The organism is Gimesia aquarii (genome assembly GCF_007748175.1).
In the GTDB taxonomy this organism is placed as follows: Bacteria; Planctomycetota; Planctomycetia; order Planctomycetales; family Planctomycetaceae; genus Gimesia; species Gimesia aquarii_A.
In genome coordinates this window covers 3,579,307-3,598,304 of record NZ_CP037422.1, presented here as the reverse complement: position 1 = coordinate 3,598,304, position 18,998 = coordinate 3,579,307, and the positions used below count along the sequence as shown (strand labels likewise).

The 18,998-nt window shown below is 44.5% G+C and carries 15 protein-coding genes; 6 read left to right on the top strand and 9 right to left on the bottom strand.

Annotated elements, in window-relative coordinates; all coding sequences use genetic code 11:
- Nucleotides 1-285: 285 nt before the first annotated feature.
- From V202x_RS13835 to V202x_RS13820, 4 genes are all read left to right on the top strand, one after another.
- Entirely contained in the window at nucleotides 286-843 is a 558-nt protein-coding gene (locus V202x_RS13835; RefSeq protein WP_144986829.1) for a hypothetical protein, read from the top strand.
- A gap of 153 nt (nucleotides 844-996) precedes the next feature.
- On the top strand, nucleotides 997-2,631 hold the full coding sequence (locus V202x_RS13830; protein WP_145175783.1) for a hypothetical protein: 1,635 nt from the start codon (nucleotides 997-999) through the stop codon (nucleotides 2,629-2,631).
- 386 nt (nucleotides 2,632-3,017) lie between these two features.
- Nucleotides 3,018-4,541, top strand: coding sequence for a hypothetical protein (locus V202x_RS13825; protein ID WP_145175780.1), 1,524 nt, complete (start codon nucleotides 3,018-3,020; stop codon nucleotides 4,539-4,541).
- A gap of 608 nt (nucleotides 4,542-5,149) precedes the next feature.
- Nucleotides 5,150-6,151, top strand: a complete 1,002-nt coding sequence (locus tag V202x_RS13820; protein WP_145175777.1) for a type I phosphomannose isomerase catalytic subunit — start codon at nucleotides 5,150-5,152, stop codon at nucleotides 6,149-6,151.
- 17 nt (nucleotides 6,152-6,168) lie between these two features.
- Here V202x_RS13820 and glnD read toward each other — a convergent pair whose 3' ends face one another.
- The 4 genes from glnD to V202x_RS13800 form a co-directional block, all read right to left on the bottom strand.
- On the bottom strand, nucleotides 6,169-8,865 hold the full coding sequence (glnD, locus tag V202x_RS13815) for a [protein-PII] uridylyltransferase (RefSeq protein WP_145175774.1): 2,697 nt from the start codon (nucleotides 8,863-8,865) through the stop codon (nucleotides 6,169-6,171).
- 82 nt (nucleotides 8,866-8,947) lie between these two features.
- Nucleotides 8,948-9,286, bottom strand: coding sequence for a P-II family nitrogen regulator (locus V202x_RS13810; protein ID WP_144986819.1), 339 nt, complete (start codon nucleotides 9,284-9,286; stop codon nucleotides 8,948-8,950).
- Between the two features lie 95 nt (nucleotides 9,287-9,381).
- The gene (locus tag V202x_RS13805) at nucleotides 9,382-9,720 is read right to left on the bottom strand and encodes a P-II family nitrogen regulator (RefSeq protein WP_144986818.1); all 339 of its coding nucleotides are present in this window, start codon (nucleotides 9,718-9,720) and stop codon (nucleotides 9,382-9,384) included.
- 228 nt (nucleotides 9,721-9,948) lie between these two features.
- Nucleotides 9,949-11,373, bottom strand: coding sequence for an ammonium transporter (locus V202x_RS13800; protein ID WP_409996676.1), 1,425 nt, complete (start codon nucleotides 11,371-11,373; stop codon nucleotides 9,949-9,951).
- Nucleotides 11,374-11,669: 296 nt separating this feature from the next.
- Here V202x_RS13800 and V202x_RS13795 point away from each other — a divergent pair, with 296 nt between their 5' ends.
- Nucleotides 11,670-12,764: a prepilin peptidase gene (locus V202x_RS13795; RefSeq protein ID WP_232098979.1), complete on the top strand. Its 1,095-nt coding sequence runs from the start codon at nucleotides 11,670-11,672 to the stop codon at nucleotides 12,762-12,764.
- 43 nt (nucleotides 12,765-12,807) lie between these two features.
- On the opposite strand, the gene V202x_RS13790 is transcribed toward V202x_RS13795, so the two are convergent.
- The 5 genes from V202x_RS13790 to larE all read right to left on the bottom strand — a co-directional run bounded on the left by V202x_RS13790 (nucleotide 12,808) and on the right by larE (nucleotide 16,673).
- The gene (locus tag V202x_RS13790; protein WP_144986816.1) at nucleotides 12,808-13,305 is read right to left on the bottom strand and encodes a Fur family transcriptional regulator; all 498 of its coding nucleotides are present in this window, start codon (nucleotides 13,303-13,305) and stop codon (nucleotides 12,808-12,810) included.
- A 26-nt stretch (nucleotides 13,306-13,331) separates the two neighbouring features.
- Entirely contained in the window at nucleotides 13,332-13,625 is a 294-nt protein-coding gene (locus tag V202x_RS13785; protein WP_145175771.1) for a Fur family transcriptional regulator, read from the bottom strand.
- Between the two features lie 84 nt (nucleotides 13,626-13,709).
- Nucleotides 13,710-14,156 (bottom strand): flagellar biosynthesis anti-sigma factor FlgM, encoded by a 447-nt coding sequence (locus tag V202x_RS13780; RefSeq protein ID WP_232099013.1) that lies wholly within the window; start codon nucleotides 14,154-14,156, stop codon nucleotides 13,710-13,712.
- Nucleotides 14,157-14,625: 469 nt separating this feature from the next.
- Nucleotides 14,626-15,723 carry a threonine aldolase family protein gene (locus V202x_RS13775; RefSeq protein ID WP_145175765.1) on the bottom strand — a complete coding sequence of 366 codons (1,098 nt, stop codon included), beginning with the start codon at nucleotides 15,721-15,723 and terminating at the stop codon, nucleotides 14,626-14,628.
- Nucleotides 15,724-15,809: 86 nt separating this feature from the next.
- Nucleotides 15,810-16,673 (bottom strand): ATP-dependent sacrificial sulfur transferase LarE, encoded by an 864-nt coding sequence (larE, locus tag V202x_RS13770; RefSeq protein ID WP_145175763.1) that lies wholly within the window; start codon nucleotides 16,671-16,673, stop codon nucleotides 15,810-15,812.
- A gap of 415 nt (nucleotides 16,674-17,088) precedes the next feature.
- Here larE and V202x_RS13765 point away from each other — a divergent pair, with 415 nt between their 5' ends.
- Nucleotides 17,089-18,981, top strand: coding sequence for a c-type cytochrome domain-containing protein (locus V202x_RS13765; RefSeq protein WP_197993384.1), 1,893 nt, complete (start codon nucleotides 17,089-17,091; stop codon nucleotides 18,979-18,981).
- Nucleotides 18,982-18,998 lie beyond the last annotated feature (17 nt).

Here is an 18,998-nt window from a genome sequence, read left to right as displayed (position 1 = left end):
CGGGAGTTGGTATCTGTTCATACAATTCCCGTAGCATCAGTCTTATCGGATAATCAAGTCAGGGAGGTTAATCTTAATTTTGCAGTGTTTCCCAGATTATGCAATTTTTTATATTTTAGAGATTTATCTGATTTTCTACTTTACCTCCGGTCATTAGTAAGTCGAAAACGATTTATGGTGAGAGAGATTACGCTCTGAGTTCAGAGTGGATTTCAGTTGTTATCCCACCAGTTTGCCTAACCAAATGAGTTGTTTATACAACGTAAAGATATAAAAGGTGGTCTCATGAATGCGAGTTTTGCATTGCTCATCGGTTTAAGTGCCTGGCAGTATGATGGTGAAGTCATTCCTGCTAGCACAGTCAGTGCTCCCGCAACTATCTCATTAGCATCATGTGAATGTAGTTATCCTGCAGCCCATTCCTGCATGCCAGGCGGCTCTTGCCAGTCAGGTGGGGGAGATGGTTCAGGTGGTGGATATGGTGTTTGTAATATGTGTGGCAGTAGTTATTGCAATGGTTTTTGCAAATTAAAGAAGCGACCTTGGTGGAATTGGAAAACAACAGGAGATATGTACCCTCATTATCCTTACACACCAGTTTATCATGGTTATTACTACTTTAGACCATATAACTACACGAATGTTTTGAAGCAAAAAGGAGAAGTTGTCGCAATAGGCGGTGATCCTAGAGCTCCTTATTCGCATAAAATGTTCGTTCAAATTTACGCACAAATTGATCTGACTTCTTATGAAGAATCTCCAGCAAATGGCGAAGACTTGCCTGTGTTGGGACCAATCCATACTCCGCTTCCCAGTCTGGAAGACATTCTTAAAAGTAAATAATGAGTTTTATTCTACTCAGTATTTGCTGGCGATGAGATTGAAAACGAAAATCAAAAGGTCTGTACAATCATGTGCAGATCTTTTTTTTATTATTCACTATGAAACGGTAATAGATCCAAAGAGAGTAATGAATTATCTGGCAGAGGCAAGCTTGTGAAAGGACCTGATTTAGAACACGTTCCCGGCGAATGGACCATGAGTGATCAAGAGTGGTGGCTTTCCACTGCGATGATCTGGGGATGTTGTCTATTTTTAACTTCCACTGTGACGATTGCTGATCCTGATCTGTGGGGACATACGCTTTATGGTCTGCGTGCGATAGAACAACATGTTCTGGTAGAATACTCCGATCCATTTTGTTATACCGAACCAGGTGCCATCTGGGTGAATCACGAATGGCTTTCTGAGCTGTCTTTTGGTTGGTTATGGAGCAATTATGGAAATATTGGACTTTGGTTGTGGCGTAATTTCTGGTTGTTGGTGATTTTTATTTCTGCCTGGTTTGCGTTGCGAAAATTCAAAGCAAGTCTTGCTGCTGCAATCTTATTACTGGTTTATACTGCATTCTGCCTTTCCCAGTTTGTAGTTTTCGTTCGTCCTCAACTTGTCACTTTTGGCTGTTTTGCATTAACTCTGTTGCTCTTAAGGCATTATCTCAATCATCCCCAATCAAAATCAATTTGGTATCTGCCGGTCGTGATGTTGTTTTGGGCAAACTCTCATGGTGGTTTTCTGGCCGGCGTTGGAATTCAAGGGGTTGTATTACTTTGGATGGGCAAGGGCGTTTATCAATCGCAATATCAACAAAGAGATTTTTTTCGGTTGTGTATTACCATTGGTCTTGCCTGGACTGTGACACTGATCAATCCTTATGGAATTCAATTACATCAGATGTTGTGGGATCATTTAATCACAAAACAGATTGTCCGTGAGTGGCAACCACTTTGGGATGCGCAACAGGCATTGTTATACTATATTCCCTTTTTGTTAATCGGGCTGGCATTTTTCGGTTCACGAAAGTGGGAGTGGGTCGACCTCATTTTAATCACAGTGGTCGCTTATCAAGCCGTCAGTCATATCAGACATGTGGCATTACTGGCAATCGCTGTTATTATTTTATTACCGAGGCCAATTTCTGATGCGATTCGAAGATTATTTCCTTATCTAAATCAACAGTGGGGAGGAGAACCGCGCAGGAAAATACGTTTTCTATTAGTTGCTTTTACTATGTTGATGGTTAGTGGGCTGGCAGTTCATACGATTATAAAGCTCTGGGAAGAGTCAGTACCTCCCTGGGAGATTGGAGTGGAAACACAAAGCAGAGCACCAGGTATGCCCGTTGCGACAATCGAAGTTATGCAAGACGAAAATCTTACCGGAAATATTTTAACGGATTATGGTTGGGCACAGTATGTTATCTGGCAAACGTTTCCGGAGTCGCGGATTGCCTTTGATGGTCGATATCGAACTGTATACTCGGCCAAGTTAGAAGAAGAATTAATACAATTTCAAAAGTTAGATAAGAACTCGCGTGGTCCCACTCCCTTGCTTGACCAGTACCCAACGGAAATATTATTACTGCCTGCGTCTTTGAAAGTGTTGGGTTATTTGGAGCAACGCCAAGACTGGGTGCAGATCTATGAAGATCCGCAGGCGACACTATGGGTAAAAAAGATTCCCCGCTTTCAAGAGATCATTGCTGAGACAAAACAAAAGAAATTGGCGATTCCCCAAGTACCAAAATGGTGTCTCTTTCCAGCCGATCCGAAGACGCTGACTCATAAGTAGATGTAATTTCTGTTTACCGAAAACGGACAATCAACAAATACTTTGAGGTATTTTTTGTTATTAACTCTTCATCTATCTCTATTTCCGCGGTTCTTATCAGTTTCAGTACATTAGACTTGTTTGGATGTGTGTTCAAGAGATGCATATCAACACCTGAATTTAACATGAATACACTGTGAATCTTCACTGTTTCTTGATCCTTAATAATGTTGAAAAACTGAATCGCCAAAGCAGCCTTGAAAAAACACGATAGTATTAGGCGCAAGATGATTTAGCTTGGTATGATAATTTCATTCCTATTCTGGATTCATTTCAAACGCGTTCCAATGCAAATTTTGCCTGAATTATTAATTCAGGCATTCGGGCTCCACATCAAAGGTTGAATCATGAAACACATTCATCAAGCTTCTCTGCGTATGTTCTCCTTTTTGTTTTTCAAGTCACTATCGAAAACTGGTATCAAGCCACTGATGATTGTTGCAGCCTGCTTGCTTTCTGCTCCTTTCTATGAGGTTCCAGTATGGGCCCAGTTTGAAGACTTACTCAACAGAATTCCTGCCAGTGCAAATTCGATTGTTGTCATTGATGTTTCTGGGATGCATGCCAGCTCGCTGGCAAAAAAAGAAGGTTGGGAAAAAAAACATGAAGCTGCTTATGTCGAACGGCCCATTTTTTTGCCACCTGAAGCAGATAAAATTGTCATTGCAGCGCAACTTAACTTTGCGAATGACTTAGGGCAGAACTGGGAATTGGCTGTCATGGATTTGCAAGAACCGATTCCGATGCGTTCTATTGCACGGGCGGAAGGTGGCTATGTGGATTCAATTAATGGTTTGCATGCCGCATGGACTCCCAGCGATGCCTACTTCGTCAGGCTTAGTACTTCTGTCATGGGTGTTATGCATCCTGCTAATCGACAAGCTGTTTCTCGCTGGGCGGACTTTGGCCGAAAAAACTCCAGTTCTGTTCTTTCACCTTATTTGAGTCGAGCTACAAAGGTAGTGCGCCGGGGGGGGCCACAAATTGCGATGGCAATTGACCTGAAAGATAGCACACAACCCCATAAACTTGAGGAAGGCCTTAAGAAGTCAAATGTGCTAAAAGGAAATGAACAGAAAATAAAAGAGCTAACTGAACTAATCAGTGGGATTCAAGGTGCCACTTTTTCTGTCAAGTTAGACAGCAAAGCTGACGGAGAATTACGAATCGATTTTAGTTCGGAGACAGCAAAATTTGCTAGTCTTGCGAAACCCATGGTTTTGGAAATCGTAGATGATTTGGGAGTCCACTTGGATGATTTAGAAAAATGGAAAGTCGAGCTAAAAGGAAAGTCAATCATTCTCAGCGGCTCTCTTACCAATGATGGCATGCGTCGTGTGTTTAGTATCCTGGAAATTCCTTCAACAAAATTCAGCGAATTGAAAGACGAAGATTTAAGCCCGGGTAGTCCAGAAAAAGTTGCTCAGGCTTCGTTGACTTATTTCAAGTCGGTAGCGGTTCTCATTGACGATTTACGGAAATACCTTCAAACAAATCGCGATAATCATATTGTTTACAATGAACGTTATGCGCGAAAAATCGATAGGCTTCCCATCTTAAACGTCGATGAAGATTTACTTGCCTATGGCTCAAAAGTCGCTGAAACGCTCCGCGGTGTTGCTTTAGCAAAAAGAGCAGCTGGATCGCGCACTGGAGTTCGTAATTCCAGCGTCTATGGGAATTACAGTTATAATTATGATTCAAACAATAATTATTATGGTCGCCGTTCAAATGCGAGTGTGAAGATTCAGAACCGGGCAGAAGAGCAATCTAAAGCGACGGGGGTTCGTTTCACTAGCTGGAAAGAAATCGAAGACTCTACGGCGTCAATTCGTAGAGAGATGACTAAACGTTATCAGATCGAGTTCTAGATCAAATCGAATGATAGTTTAACTTGTATGGAAATGAGTCAATTCAGATCGAGTTGAGCCTGTTTTGATTTTTTGAACGAGAGCTCGTCGTTTTGTTTGTGTATCAGCGATATGATTGTGAGTTGGAATCTGTTTCAGGTTTAGGATTCGGCGGATCCCCTGAATCTAACTGAAAAAGTATTTCATCTCCCTCGATATCAACCACGGTCAAAAACTGATCGCCTATTTGAATTGTATCACCGATTGAAAGTTCCAACTCCAAACTTTGTACTAACAACTCTGCCACTTATCAGCCTTTCATAGATAAACAGTGATAAATCTATTGATTGCAGCCGTTTCATTGTGTTTTGGGCTATGTATACAAATGAATTAAATGACTACAAGGATTGCAGGGGGGGGAGAGATTAGCAGGTGTTTCGGTTTATGGCAATTGGAACCTTTGTAGAAGGTGAATTCGATAAAAAACCAAAAAAAGTCAATGAGAACTCGCTTATCGCAAATCATTGAGATTATAGTTGCAATTGCAGACTTTCGTGGTTTAGCATTACGTAAGTCTCTATTTTTACTCTTCTTTCTATCCTCTTTATTGAGATTACTTTTCTTCAATTATGTCACTGCAAGAAGTTCAATCCACGGCAACTCTGTTACCACTTGAGTTTACGCCTATTTTTAAGCGTACTCGATGGGGAGGAGAACGTTTGGGGACACAGTTGCATAAATTAATTGGCTTGGAAGGGGACTACGGTGAGAGTTGGGAACTGTCTGACCATCCTGCAGCCCAAACTCGAATCGCCAATGGAGAATTCGCTGGCTGGACTCTCTCTCAACTGATTCAAAAAGATCCGGATGCCCTTTTTGGGGTTGGAAATTGTAATACAACGTTTCCGCTATTAATTAAATTCATTGATGCGACTGACCGTTTGTCTTTACAGGTCCATCCTGATAACTCTCACCTGCAGACCATCGATTCGATCGAGTCAGGAAAATCTGAAGCCTGGGTGATTCTTGATGCCACCGAAGAAAGTCAAATCTATGCGGGTTTAAAATCAGGTGTCGATGAACGTGAACTCAGACGGCATCTGGAGCAGGGGACCACTCAAGAATGTTTACATAGTTATCCTGTGCAAAAGGGAGATTCTATTTTTATTCCTGCGGGTACGCTCCATGCGATTGGTGAGGGTGTCCTGTTGGCAGAAATTCAGCAAACTAGTGATATCACATTTCGCCTATTTGATTGGAATCGCCTTGATCAATCAGGAAACCCGCGTCCCTTACATGTTGCGAAGGCTTTTGCGAGTATCGATTTTGAAAGAGGGCCGGTGGATTTACTCCAGCCTCTGAAACAATCTGCTGCAGGACACCAGATTGAGCAACTCTTGGAATCAGAGTATTTTTCAATTCGGCGCCATCTGTCCCACCATTCATTCTTACTACCTGACTTAAGACGAGCACAGGTAGTAATTGTTTTGGAAGGGGAAGGCCAGTTGGACTGTGGTGCAGAAACTTATGAACTGCTACCGGGGAAAACCATGTTGATACCTGCAACGGCCCCTGATTGTCAAATTCATGTGGATAGTGAGATTACTTTTTTAGAAGTAATCCCTGCTTAGTTGTTTGAATTACTGTACTAGACTCGTTGATACCTTTTGTATCCTTCCAGCTCAAATTCATGCAGAGTCTCCTGCAACTGTTTGCTGATATCTTGTAACCTCGCATCGTCTTCTATTTTCTGTCCCTGTTCGTCAATCACATAGAAGACATCTACAACCTGGTCGAGGTGTGTTGAAATCTTTGCCATCACGACTGACAATCCCATGCGGCTAATCGCGCGTGAAACAATATATAACAGACCGATCCGATCATGAGCGATCACATCAATAATTGTGCAACGTTTGGATGATTGATTGTCAATTTCGACGCGACCCAAATCAAATTCACCACTCAAGCTTGCCGCTTCTTGAAAACGCTGGTTATTTAAAAACATTGTTTTGGCATCAGATTCACCAACAACTGCTTTGCGAATTTCCGTTTCCATTTTTTTGATGCGACTGGCTGGGACTTCTTCCGCATAATCGTTATCGATCACTCGAAAACTATCGACAACTCCACCAGAAGCGCTCGTAGTAATCTGGGCAGAGATAATATCCATCCGTTTGGATGTGAAGACGCTGACCACTCGATGAAAACAGGATTGTGAATACATGGCTTGCGCGATCACATGGTAGTTGACCGTTCTGGTCTCTGGCTCAAATTCTCCTTCCACAACAATTTGATCTGCGGGAAGATCCCGCAAGATTTTGATGTCAGCAGCAATACGCTCTGAAGGAGTCACCAATAGATAATGCGGAGAAAACGAGTTAAACAATTCAGTAAACCAGGGTGTCGTGTCTTCTTCGTTTTCCAGAACCTGGGGAAGTTCGAGATGACTACGTACACGCTGCTTAACGCGCGAAAGCCGTTGATCTCGATTGTAGCGGGAATGTTTACCACCAAGTAACAGCATGGTTCGTTCATACAGATCCGAAAGCAATTCTGATTTCCAGTCAGTAAACACACCGGGACCTACCGCAGTAATATCAGCGGCAGTGAGTACGTACAGCATTCGTAATTTTTCCGGGCTACCTACTTTCTGGCTGAAAGCGAACAGAATATCAGGGTCTGAAATATCGCGACGAAAGGCCAGATGGGCCATTGTTAAATGCTCTCGCACCAAAAAGACCAATAATTTTTGTTCTTCCTCTTTCAAGCCAAAGCGGACTGCCGTGTCTGCGGCAATCATTGCCCCCATTTTGCTGTGGTCTTCTCCATAACCTTTACCGATATCATGTAGCAGAATGGCCAGATTTAGAATATCTTTCTTTTCAATACGTCGATAGGAACTGCCCAGGGGCGAATCATCGTTAGCAAAAGTTTCAGCCGCTTCAATCGCGCGAAAAGTATGTTCATCGACGGTGTAACTGTGGTATTGATTAAATTGCAATAAACAGTAGGCGTGTTTCATGTAGGGGATCAGTAAATTTAAGACTCCCGTTTCAAACATCGTTCGCAGCGTCGGTCCTAAGTTATTACTCCGGTCCATAATAGCTCGAAATAGGTCGATCGACTCATTGGTAAGAGCAGGGGGGAGTTGTAGTGTTGATTCACGAATTGTATCTAGAAGTTCAGGAGCGATTGAGATGCCATACAGAGAAGCGGTATCGAAAAGTTTGAGAATTTCTTCCAGGTTACTACAGACTTTGGTGCGATATTTAGGAACGACATCCAAATGATCTGGCACAATTTTTAGAATCGAATCCGAACGGTGTGTCATCAAAAAGTTATAGATCCGAGAGAAAACTGGTTGAGGGCGATGTGCTTTTATAAAACGTTCGGTGATTTCAGCAACGGCTTTGCTGTGCTGGAAATATTCTTGCATCAGAAGTTCTACTGGGCGTTGTCCGTTTGTGCCTTCAATGTTGCGTTGTTCGGCCATCCAGAGCTGTGTGTCTTTGGTGAATAAATCCTGTTGTTTGCCAGCTTCATAGTGCAGTTGAATACGTACTTTGAGCAGGTAATCGCGGGCATGCTTCAGCGTGCGAACATCACGACTGCTGATCCGGCTGTCCAGTCGCAGCATATCAAGATTCGCTGTTCCGTAACGAGAGTAACCTGCCCACCGCAGTAAATGAATATCCCGCAAACCACCGGGCGATCGTTTGATATCGGGTTCCAACTGCATGACCGCGCCGCCATGTTGCTCGCGCTCTTCCCAACGTGCTATGACACATTGTTCAAAGAAAATTCGTCTGCGAAATAAAATGACATGCCGATAAAAGCTGCGGATTAGTTGTTCGGCAAGAGATTCGTCTCCCCAGATCGAGCGTGCTTCAATCATGGCAGTTGCGAATTCTGGTTCCGTCCGCGCCATCTTGACTGAATCTGCAACAGTCCTGACGCTATGTCCCAGTTTCAGGCCTGTGTCCCAAAAATTACGCACAACGTTTCCGACGAATTCTGAGAATTCACTGGTAACCTGACTACGATAAAGAAACAACAAATCGACATCAGAGTACGGGGCCATCAATCCGCGTCCTGAGCCGCCGATGACCATAATTGTACTGTGTTGACTGATTAATTTTTGCTCTGCTTCAGGTAGCTGGTAAAATTGATCCTGGATAATCTGCAGGATTAATTGCTCAATTGATTCTGCAATTGCAGTTGCGATCTGCAAGCCGCTCGCACCACTCTTTAATAACTCTTGGCCACGTTCTCTGGCTTGCTCCAGCTTTGCTCGATAGACAACAAATGGTTGTGCCGCAGAGCTTGTGGGAGAAATGTATGACATCAAAAATTCCAGGCTGAAACGAAAAAGAAAAAAGGTTGCCCGGGTTCATGACAGAAAGTAGTAGAAGGAAGCAAATTGATGTTTAAACCGCTTCCGGTCCAGTTTCTCCCGTGCGGATTCGAATGACTTCTTCCAGATCAGTGATAAAGATTTTCCCATCACCGATTTGACCGGTTCTGGCAACTTCCGTAATCGTCTCTACTGACTTTTGAACCATATCATCTTGAACAACGATTTCGAGTTTCACTTTAGGAAGAAAGTCAACGATATATTCATTGCCACGATAAGTTTCTTTGTGACCGCGTTGACGACCAAAACCACGTACCTCACTGACAGTCATCCCACTGATTCCAATTTCGGAAATCGCGTTTTTGACCTCTTCTAATTTATAGTGGCGTATGATTGCCTGTATCTTTTTCATCAAGTGTTACTTTCGAAAAACCCTGATTTGAGTCGCATTTGCACAGATGTAAAGCAAAAGGGGCGGCAAAACGCCCCTCGCTTTACGCAGAATTATCAAAGGGCGGTGTCTCCCGCTTCGCCAGTTCGAATACGAATAATGTCTTCGACTGGCATCACAAAGATCTTTCCATCGCCGATTTGACCAGTCCGTGCTGACTCTAAAATCGTGTCGACAACGGCCTTTACTTGATCATCGGGGACGATGACTTCCATTTTGGCTTTTGGTAGGAAATCGACGGTGTATTCGGCACCACGATATTGTTCCTTATGGCCTTTTTGACGTCCAAAACCACGGACTTCAGAGACCGTCATGCCTTGGACACCAATTTCAGTCAGAGCATCTTTAACTTCTTCCAGCTTGAAATGTCTGATGACAGCTTCTACTTTTTTCATCGGAATCATACTCCCAGAAAAATGCTCGGTTCTCTTCCAGCGCTTTCGGAAACCCAAGCGACTATCACACTTATAGTATTATATCGAATTCGAATAGAAATCTCGATACATCAATTTAATTTCCTTAAAAACAATGAAAACTAATCGCTTGTATCGTTTTTAAGGTCTACTTTTCTAAAGGAAATTAATGGAAGCCAACCTGATGCTGACTCCCATTAATTCATAGTCTTACAAGAAAATATATCCTTCTTCGCCATGTTGACTCAGGTCAAGACCCTGAATTTCACCATCTTTACTGACTCGTAAGCCCATGGTCAAATCAATCAACTTCAGAATGATAATGGTTCCTATGACTGAAATAACAATCGCAGCACCCACACTCACTAATTGATTAATAAATTGTTGGGTATTACCTTCCAGTAAACCAGATCCCTCAGCATCTCCCGTGATGGCTCGTGTCGCAAATACACCTGTGAGGATGGCTCCAACAGTACCGCCAATGCCATGAACTCCAAACGCATCGAGCGAGTCATCGTATTTAAACTTTGATTTCAGAGTAGTACAAGCGAAGTAACAGGCAAAGCCTGCCAGGAGTCCGAGAATGATTCCGGAAAGCGGAGTCACGGTTCCGCAGGCAGGTGTAATACAAACCAGACCTGCGACTGCACCTGAGCAGGCACCCAGAATACTGGGTTTTCCGTTGTAGACCCATTCCGCAGCAGCCCAGGCCAAAACACCAGCCGCCGCCGCCAAATGTGTGGCAACAAAAGCATTCACCGCTCCGGCACTGGCTCCTCCTGCGCTACCCGCATTAAATCCAAACCAGCCAACCCACAACATTGTGGCACCAATAAATGTATAAGTCAGATTGTGGGGAGGCATCGGTTCCTGACCGTATCCCAGACGTTTACCGAGTAGAATGGCACAAACAAGGGCTGAGAAGCCGGAGCTGATATGCACGACCGTTCCACCCGCAAAGTCAAAGGCAGGGTAGAGTGCATTTTCGTTCCATTCGCATAACCAGCCCGTATCAGACCAGACCCAATGAGCGATCGGACAATACACAAAAGTGCCCCAGAGAATTGAGAAGACCACCATTGAACTGAACTTCATACGTTCCGCAAACGCGCCACAAATCAAAGCAGGTGTAATAATGAAAAACATCATTTGAAAGACCATGAAGAGAGATGTGGGAATGGAACCATTGTCAGGTACCACAACAGCGCCGTCAGACCACGTAGGGATAATTCCTTTAAGCAAGATATGATCAAAGCCTCCCATGAAGCCTCCCAAAATGTCTGATCCAAAAGCCAGACTGTATCCCCATATTGCCCAGATGACAGACATGAGTCCCATTAGGAACACACATTGCATCATGACGCCCAGGATATTCTTTTTACGAACCAAGCCGCCATAAAAAAGCGCAAGACCAGGAGCCGTCATCATGAGGACTAATGCAGAAGAGACCATCATCCAGGCCATATCGGCCCCGTTTAATTCAACAGAAGCTGCTTCCTGGGCTGGGGCTTCGGCACCAGATGGTTCTGGTGGAGGATTGGAAACTTCGTCAGCGAATACCTGACCGATACTTAAAAAACTCAAACAACATGCCAACAATGTACAGTACGTACTGTGTCTGTAGACTCTCCTCATTACAGGGGCCTTTCCGAGCGCAAAAGTATTTTCAAAGCAGTGAGCGAGCGCTTTGGTTCTCTGAATTGATCGGATGATCTGTTTGTGAAATCAATGCTTTGAGATGACTCTGGTTCAATCCAGTTTCATCTAATTTCATTTTTTCACGCAACCGCAATTGCGATTGGAGTCATCAGACTTCACCATATCCTCGTCTAACATAATCTTACGATCAAATCAGTTAACGGACAGTTTAACAAAGCCTTCTTATAAAATCACCTATGTGAAAGCAGGTTTTGTTCAGGTTTGTTTAAGATATGGCTCAATTTATCTCGGAACAATTGGTTAGTATACCTCAGGATCAATTACCGTTGATCATGGCGGGGATCTTATTTTTATTGGGAACCGTGGTAGGGTTTGGCGTGAATATCTGGGTTCGCAGAATGTCTCTGAGCCCAGAAGCTCAGCCATTCTCCCGTTGTCAAAAGTGTGGAATTCTCATTTCCCGTTGGAAACTGGTCCCCATTGTTCGCTGGATTCCTTTTCGGAACCGTTGCCGAAAATGTTCCACTTACATCCCTCGTTCGGAAATACTACTGGAACTGGCAACGGGAGGACTATTTGCGTTTTATTATTTCATGGCTGTGCAGCAACGTTGTCTGGAAGTACCCTCCGTAGCTCCTTCTGCAGCGATGCTAGAGTGGAGAATGCTCAATCATTATGTACTGTTGACCTTGCTTGTCGCCGCAACCAGTATCGATTTTCGAGAATATTTAATTCCCGATCAAATTACAGTGACCGGAATGGTTGTTGGTGTCTTGGGAGCGACTATCGCGGGGCACCTTCAGATCATTCATTTTTGGGTTGACTGGAACCAGGCGATTCCCGGTTTATCTGGTCCCTACATTCCTGAGTGGATCAAAGATCACTCACATTGGCATGGTTTCGTCTGGAGCTTGACGGGGCTCATTGTAGGAGGGGGGCTTACATGGGCTTTGCGATTTATCTCTTCTGTTTTACTGGGCCAGGAAGCTTTAGGGTTTGGAGATGTAACACTAATGGCCATGATCGGCAGTTTTGTCGGGTGGCAGCCAATCCTGTTGATCTTACCGTTGGCACCCTTGTGTGGATTACTAATTGGGTTTCTGAGCCGCATGGTAACAGGGAAAACTTATCTCCCTTATGGTCCCTATTTATGTGCGGCAACTCTGATCGTACTAATGGGTTGGAAATGGATTTGGCTGGCCGAATGGCCGGCGACAGTACCCGGTGCGCCACCGGAGCTTTCCATCCGTAAGCTATTTGGCGATGCAACGGGCCTGATTATGATAGTTGGTATCGCAGTGGGAGCGTTGATTGTGATGTTGCTCTTATTAAGGATTTACCGTGCGATTCCTGTCAAGCGTCATTGAACATACTCAGACGACTGGGGACCAAGGATCTTGCAGTTTAGATTTAGATCAGATCCAGCTTTTTATGGCGGCGTTGAGTTGGACGTGAGCAGTCTTCACAAATTCCATACACTTCGAGTCGGTGTTCGTTCATACGGAAATTAATTTTTTCTGCAAGTTTCTCCAGAATTTCCGCGATGTCTGAATTCTGAAATTCGAACAATTCCCCACAGCTTTTGCAGATAAAGTGATCGTGTTGCGGGTAGCCATAATCGTGCTCATAGACATCGCGATCATTGGTCCTTGCAACTTTTCGCAATAAACCCGATTCTTCCAACCAGCCTAATGTGCGATAAACTGTTGAACGGCTGACGCGTCGACCCGTTTTTTGAGCCGCCATCCGTTCGACTAACTGGTCTGCATCAAAATGTTCGTGGGATGAGAAGACTTCAGTCACGATCAATTCACGCTCCTGCGTCAGTCTCATACCCTTTGTAGCCAGATATTCTCTGAATTTCTCGGTAGGAGAAACAGCGATTTCCAGGCTTTCTAAATTAAGCACTGTTGTCTCTTTCTCTTCTAAATTTTTTATAGTCGAAAACGTGGGTTACTCGAAATCGTACTATAAACATCACGATCACGGTTAATCATATCTGTCATCTTTCGTAACAGGCCGGCGTCTATCAGCCAGCCTAATGTACGATAGACTGTCGAACGGCTAACGCGTCGCCCCGTTTTTTGAGCTGCCATCCGTTCTACCAACTGGTCCGCATCAAAATATGCACAAGATGAAAAGACCTCAGTCACGATCAACTCACGTTCCTGAGTCAACCGCATGCCTTTTCCGGCTAGAAACTCTCTAAAGTTCTCGATAGGAGACATAGTGGTTTCCAGATTTTCTATATTGAGTTCCGATATCTCTCACTCAATAATTCAACAATTTCTGTAATTTCGGCAACTGCGTTATTACGCAGATTCGTCGATTTGGTTTAAAAGACGATTCAAAGCCGCATCGAGCTTTTCATCGGTCTCATAAGTGCCATCATCAATAGCTGCCTTGATTTGTGCCAACCGTTCTGCGCGCATTTCAGAGTCGTTCGTCATTTCATCCAGCATACGCCCCGCTGAAGATATCTCTAATTCATCCTTTGGTGAAGAGATCGGTTTCGAGGTGGGCGCTTCTTTATTGTTGGTGTTATTCTGCTCAACCTGTTTATTGATTGGCAGAGAACCGGAAATAGAACTGGTGCCGGTAACGTCCATGGCGGCATTCCCCCTGTCACGGAATCCTGTGTCAGCCGGGAGAGAATTCTCCCGATCATTATTTACTTCATGAGATTCATGATATCGTAATACGGGGGATCGATTCAACTGGTAGTCTGCAGTCATGGCCATTTCTTTCATTGAATTCACTGAATTCAAGTGAATTTGCCCCTTAATAGAGCAAAAGAACACCTGTTTTCAGCTTGTTATCAATATTGAATGTAGAATGGCTTCCTGCACATCCTCCAGCTCAATGGAATATAAAGCAAGATTTGGGCTTAAGTGTAAGACATAGTCCTATGTCTTTACGGCCTCAATCGTTGAGGGGAGTTTGAACCTTTATTCCATCGACGCAGAGATTGTAGAAAGTTTAATTTCAGGGCTAGAAATCGCCCGATCAACCCGGGACTCGGTGGCTGGTGACGATTTTATGGATTATAGAGAGGGGGAAAGCACTGAACTCAAAACATATTAAAGGTTTTATTTTAAGTGCCACTCTTTTAAGAGTTTAGCCTGTATGGAAGTTTATGGTAGCGTTTCCAAGGCTGTTTGGACCCCATATCATCGCTTTGAAGCCGCTATGGTTGAATTGGACATGCTATAGCGAGAGCCTCTCTAATTATCCGCGGGCGTAAGGACCTGTTGCCACTCCTTGATATTGATTGAGACCGGAATTGAGTGCTTCTTTGATGGCAGCGGGAACCTGAGCAATTTTCTCTCGACTGATATCTAAATGAGTACAGGCTCTAAGACGGGTATGTCCCATTGCACCAATGCCTACCCCGATTTCGTGCAAGGCTTTTGAAAGTTGCATGGCGTTGCCAAGTTCCGGATGAATATCGAAAAACACCAGGTTTGTTTCGGTCTCTTCAGGAGAAATGGAGATTCCTTCAATGGTTGCCAGTTGCTCTGCCAGGAAACGGGCATTGTCATGATCTTTTTGCAGTCGTTCAATGTTGTTTTCTAATGCGTAGACACAAGCGGCAGCAACGATTCCGGCTTGTCTCAAAGCACCGCCGAAAATTTTACGGGATCGTCGTGCTTTGGCAATCTCTTCTTTCGGCCCAGCCAGAATAGAACCCATCGGACAGCCGAGACCCTTCGAAAAACAAATGGAAATGGTATCGAGAGGAGCACAGACTTCTTTGATGGAGTATCCCGCTGCGATTGTGGCATTAAAGACCCGAGCACCATCCATATGTGTCTTTAAACCATTTTCGTGTGCCCAATCGCAGATTTTATTGAGTTGACCCAGAGGGTAATAGTATCCACCACCGGCATTAGTCGTATTTTCCACACAGAGGAGCCGGGTTCGACACAAGTGCTGGTCATCGGCACGAATTTTCCCCTGCAAAGTATCTACAGTCAACATTCCCTTATCGCCAGTCAACGTGCGGCAACTAATACCACTTAGAACTGCAGGTGCACCTCCTTCAAAGATGGCGATGTGTCCCAGTTCATGAATCAGCAATTCATCGCCTGGAAGACAATGTGACCTGAGTCCCATTTGATTGGATTGTGTACCCGAACAGGCAAAGACAGCTGCTTCCATTCCCAGCATTTCACAGACCATCGATTCCAGACGATTCACGGTCGGATCTTCACCGTTCATGTCATCGCCTAACTCGGCGGTCATCATTGCTTCCAGCATTTCGGGTGTCGGTTTTGTTTTGGTATCACTGCGAAGATCAATGTAAGAATCGCTATGTGGATCCACGGTTGGTATTCCTTATCAAATGATTGCTGTATTTTCTTTGGTTTATTCTGTTCTGAGAGGGGCCAAGATGCAATCCCTTCAGAGACTCATTTTTTTTGAGCGGCTATCTGGAGGTCATTAATGGAGAGAAAACTATTGAGACTACCGGATCGAAATCCCTGCAAGTCAAGTGTTACATTGCGAAAACCTAATGCTAAAAACTCCTGTGTAATCTCTTCGACTGCTGTGGGCGTGGTCAATTTTTGTATTTGGTGAAGTGGAACTTCAATGCGCGCCAATTCATTCGGCTCCAGACGAACACGCAGTTCGTCAATCTGAAATTGCTGGCGAAGATATTGTTCTCCCTGGTCGATTCTTTGTACGCGTTCCTCTGTCACTTCCACGCCATAAACAATGCGGCTGGAAAGGCAGGGGTGTGCTGGTTTATTCCAGATGGGGAGTTCCCAGTGACGAGCTAAGTTTCTGACATCCACCTTTGTAAAACCTGCTTCAATCAGAGGACTGCGAACTTGAAAGTCCGTAGCGGCTTGCATTCCCGGACGGTGGTCCCCTTGATCATCAAGATTGGCCCCGTTAACAAGCGTTGCCGTTTCCCATTCATTACATGCTACAGAACGGGTGAGTAGTTGATACAGTTCTGTTTTGCAGAAAAAGCAACGGTTGGGGGCATTGGCTCGGTAGTCAGTTTGCGAAAACTCCGAAGTAGAAATGAGACGGTGCTCGATGCCAATCAGTTCTGCCAGTCTGATCGCTTCTTCTTTTTCTCCCAGAGCCAGACTCGGGCTGACTGCAGTGACTGCTAATGCGTGATTGCCACGTGCTAAAAATGCCCCCTGAGCGACCACTGTACTGTCAACGCCTGCAGAAAAGGCGACAACAATGCGATCCATTGTCGACAAAATTTGCTGGAGGTGCTTAGATTTTTGTGATAATTCTGCTGTCAGAGACATAATTTAAAGCGGAGGTTTTGCAAGAAGTGATTAAAAAAGTACTTATGCTGCCTCTATTATAGACAATCTGAGATAGGCTTGTCTCGGAACATCATCAGAAAAATCTGAGGTTTCTTACTGGCAATTGTCAAAAAGAGGCGAACGAGGACTAGATAGGGGAGGTTGAGTTAAAAGGAAGCATTGTACACTCTATTTAGATTTCTGTTTCGATGTGTTCAGATCTTTTTTCTGATCCCGGGGCTGATTATACTGGATGGCTACAAGTAAGCATCTGTTAAGTTTTAAGCTGATCCCAGAAGTAGTTTTTCCACCCGGCTTTCAAACCCTATAGTTAAATAAAATAAGTAGTGATAGGGTGGGGCAGGGGGCTATTTTTTTAAAGTAATCAATCAAGAAGCAAGCAATGAGGCAAGTTATGTCATTTAAGTCTGTCAATGTATTACGAATTCTCTTTGTCTTGCTATTGTGTTTGGGAGTAATAGCGGGGAGTGTAGAGGCCGCGAAGCTCACATCTGCGCAGAGAAGAGAATTGGCATCAATTAAAAAGAACCTGGGTAAGGTTTCTTCGTTGATTCGACAGAAAAAGTATGAAGAAGCCCAAGAAGCGACAGATGCGGAAGAAAAGAAATTGGAGCAGCTTGCCGCAGATGCCATGCTCGCCGAAACAGACCCGATTCTTGTGAGCACTAAAAAACTGATCGCATTGCGCCGCAAACTTCTGGAGAAGGGGATGGGAGGCGGAAAAAAAGTGGCAGGAAATCAGGGAATCAGCTTCGAGACTCAGATTGCTCCTATCTTGAATGAAAGGTGTGTGAACTGTCATGGTGCACAGCGTGCTAGTTCCAATCTGAAACTGGATACGTTTGCCGGCATGAAGCAGGGAGGACGCAATGGTGTCTTGCTGACTCCAGGTAATCCCAATAACAGTTTAATCATCCGCAAATTGACTGCTACCGGGAATCAACGTATGCCCCGAAACGGAGCACCCTTGGCACTGAATCAGATTCAATTGATTGGACGCTGGATTGCAGAAGGCGCACGCTTCGACGGACAAAAAGAGACCGATCCTATCGGAGCGTCTACGAAGAAAAAGAAAGAACCAGTCAAGGTTGTTATGGCGACTGGTGACGAAAAAGTTTCTTTTATGGAAGATGTCGCACCCTGGATGTTGGATTTTTGTTTGCGTTGTCATAGTGGTAATAATCCTGCGAGCGAATTTTCGGTTGTGACATTTGAAGATATCCTACGTGGAGGTGAAAGTGGTTCTGTCATCGTTCCTGGTAAGCCAGATGAGAGTCGCCTCTGGCATCTGGTTGGTTTACAGGATCCAATTAAAATGCCACAAGGGCAGGCATTGCTCAAAAGAAAAAATGCGCAAGATCTCAAAACCTGGATTGCTGAAGGGGCCAGGTTTGACGGAAAAGATGCGAAGGCCGCACTGCGAGCGATGGTGCCGACAGAAGATGAAAAACGCAGGGCAGAATTAGCGACACTTTCGCCTGAAAAATTTGCCGATCTACGACGCGAAAATGCTGAATCACTTTGGAAGCGTGCTCTTACAAAAGAGAAAGCAGAAATATTAGAGACCGATGAGTTCATTTTTTACGGAAACGTCAGTGCGGATCGACTAAAGCAGATTAGTGCCTGGGCTGAAACACAGGCCGATGCCTTAAGAAAGATGTTCAACGATAAGCAGAAGCCACTCTGGAAAGGAAAGCTGGCAGTCTTTGTGTATAAAGATCGTTTTGGCTATTCGGAATTTAACCAGACTATTGAAGACCGTCGTATTGATAGAACAGTGACCTGGCACTCTAAAGTAACCCCCATTTATCTGGATGCCTATTTGGTACTGCAGGACGTAGGCGATGAAGCTTCTGCGGATGCTCCTGATTTACAAACCAATGTTATTGCGGGACTCACTAATGCGGCGATTCAACGAGGGGCAGGGGACGTACCAATGTGGGTATCAAGCGGATTAGGATTGCTGCTTGCCTCCAATGGTTCATCAAGTCAAACCTATTTTGAATCGTTAAGGCAGCAGGCGCTCGAAGCGGCTCCCAAAGTCACTCGTCCTGAGCAACTGTTTGCTGAGGGAACGTTTTCTCCTGCAGAAACATCGGCCGTTGGCTTTACTTTAGTTGAGTTTTTGATCAAAAGTGGGGGATTGCCCAAAATGGCGTTGCTTTTGCGTGAGCTCAAAAGTGGCACAGCTATTCCGGCTGCACTCACGAAAGTCTACGGATCCAATTTACGAACGCTGGCTGCAACATATGCGCGCACGCTACGTCCTGGTCGTGTGAAAAAGTAAATTTGGTTTGCTGGTGA

Coding starts and splice junctions, on each gene's coding strand:
- V202x_RS13765 (WP_197993384.1), top strand. CDS start 17,089: ATGTCATTTAAGTCTGTCAATGTATTACGAATTCTCTTTGTCTTGCTA.
- glnD (WP_145175774.1), bottom strand. CDS start 8,865: ATGTCATACATTTCTCCCACAAGCTCTGCGGCACAACCATTTGTTGTC.
- V202x_RS13800 (WP_409996676.1), bottom strand. CDS start 11,373: ATGAGGAGAGTCTACAGACACAGTACGTACTGTACATTGTTGGCATGT.
- V202x_RS13785 (WP_145175771.1), bottom strand. CDS start 13,625: ATGTCTCCTATCGAGAACTTTAGAGAGTTTCTAGCCGGAAAAGGCATG.
- V202x_RS13795 (WP_232098979.1), top strand. CDS start 11,670: ATGGCTCAATTTATCTCGGAACAATTGGTTAGTATACCTCAGGATCAA.
- V202x_RS13835 (WP_144986829.1), top strand. CDS start 286: ATGAATGCGAGTTTTGCATTGCTCATCGGTTTAAGTGCCTGGCAGTAT.
- V202x_RS13810 (WP_144986819.1), bottom strand. CDS start 9,286: ATGAAAAAGATACAGGCAATCATACGCCACTATAAATTAGAAGAGGTC.
- V202x_RS13820 (WP_145175777.1), top strand. CDS start 5,150: ATGTCACTGCAAGAAGTTCAATCCACGGCAACTCTGTTACCACTTGAG.
- V202x_RS13805 (WP_144986818.1), bottom strand. CDS start 9,720: ATGAAAAAAGTAGAAGCTGTCATCAGACATTTCAAGCTGGAAGAAGTT.
- larE (WP_145175763.1), bottom strand. CDS start 16,673: ATGTCTCTGACAGCAGAATTATCACAAAAATCTAAGCACCTCCAGCAA.
- V202x_RS13825 (WP_145175780.1), top strand. CDS start 3,018: ATGAAACACATTCATCAAGCTTCTCTGCGTATGTTCTCCTTTTTGTTT.